General features: G+C 42.6%; 3 protein-coding genes. All 3 read left to right on the top strand.

Annotation, left to right across the window (positions count from 1 at the left end):
- The first annotated feature begins 432 nt into the window (after positions 1-432).
- The gene (gene tnpA, locus KDK18_RS09260; RefSeq protein WP_373691162.1) at positions 433-840 is read left to right on the top strand and encodes an IS200/IS605 family transposase; all 408 of its coding nucleotides are present in this window, start codon (positions 433-435) and stop codon (positions 838-840) included.
- Positions 841-941: 101 nt separating this feature from the next.
- Positions 942-1,244, top strand: a complete 303-nt coding sequence (locus tag KDK18_RS09255) for a hypothetical protein (protein ID WP_257254618.1) — start codon at positions 942-944, stop codon at positions 1,242-1,244.
- Positions 1,237-1,472, top strand: a 236-nt coding sequence (locus tag KDK18_RS09250; RefSeq protein WP_257254617.1) for a hypothetical protein, incomplete at its 3' end; no start/stop codon positions are given. The genes KDK18_RS09255 and KDK18_RS09250, both read left to right, overlap by 8 nt.

The following is a 1,472-nucleotide window of genomic DNA, read 5'->3' as shown; positions in this document are numbered from 1 at the left end:
CTCTAACACTGATCTGCTCACTAGCTGCAGGGACCGTTGGTGTGACATGACAAGCCTACCTGGAGGACAGTGGTGCTGGTATGGATTTGCGCAGGGGGGGCGGGTAACTGGCATTCTTGTTGTGGACGCTAGCTCTGCCATGCTAATTCGAGTTGAGCTCCCTCCACCTTCGGCGACTGAAGCAGACGCTGTGTTGTGATGCAGCACACAATAGTCAAGCAATACTGGCTTGTGCTCATAATATTGCTACTCTGGAGCATTCATAAAGTTAATTATTCATAAGGTGAACCTACGGCTATGCAGTGGAGGCTGGCATAGGTTATACCGAGGCTTCGGTAGCTGACATCGAGGGTTTTGCTAAGAACCAAGAGGTTTAATTTATGGCAGATTACAAAAGTCTGGCTCATACTTGATGGGGTTGTAAGTATCACATTGCCTTTGTTGCCAAAAAGCGGCAAAAGTCGTTTATGGAAGTTTGAAAAATTTTCCAGTTCCCGGGAACATTTTTTTCATGAGCTTGCCAAACGCAAAAGGAGTGAAATTGTGGGAGGGTATTTGATGCGAGATCACGTTCATATTTGCGTTCGCATTCCGCCGGAGTATTCTGTTTCCCGTATTGTTAGTTATGTGAAGGGTAGTTGTGTAATAGCTATTGCGAGACACTTCAAAGGTAAGCAGAGGGCTTTTTCCGGGGAGTACTTCTGGGTACAAGGGTATTTTGTTAGCATAGTAGAGCCTGACCAAAATGTGGCTCGAGAATTCAGCAGAAATCAGGAGAAAAATGATGAAACACGGGCTCAGCTAAAACTTGGTTTTGACTCGCGCCCCGGGGTGCAATAAAAGCCCTTACCCTTTGAGGGCGTCACCGAATAAGCCTCCGGCTTTGCCGGAGGTCAGCTAACTTACATGGAGGTATAAAAGACAAGAGATAGGCGAATCGAATGAAAGAAAAACTAATGTGTTTGTTTTTAATGTTCTGTTCCGTAACTGCCATTGGTGCTGGTTTTGAAAGGAAGTGGTTTTGGACTTATAGGGGAGCAGCAGAGACAGGTGATCACATAGTTGTTACTTTTAACTTGGAAACTAATAACGTTACAATAAATGGAGAAAGTATTTTCTCATCACCTCCTGACTTAGCACAAATTGAAAATCCATTTTTGTTTTTGTTTGCTATGAATTGGGGTGTTATATTTCACTTGTCCCAACTGTTGGCTAGTAATTGGTGTACATTCAGCTGTGGCTAATCACGATGGAAGCATCATAGGCTATACGCCAATATTCATTAATGCTGATTTTATAACTAAAAACATTTACCTTAATTCATCAGCTAATCAAACATACTTTTATGATGCATTGACATCGAATGATTTTGAATGGACTGATTTAGTTACTTCAACTGCTTCAGATAGTTCAGATACTTCAACTGCTTCAACTGCTTCAACTGCTTCAACTGCTTCAACTGCTTCAACTGC

This window comes from Endozoicomonas sp. SESOKO3 (assembly GCF_024606255.1).
This window is presented reverse-complemented; position numbering and strand designations above follow the sequence as displayed.

Bases quoted from the DNA above. Each gene is read 5' to 3' on its own strand.
- KDK18_RS09255 (WP_257254618.1), top strand. From the start codon at position 942: ATGAAAGAAAAACTAATGTGTTTGTTTTTAATGTTCTGTTCCGTAACT.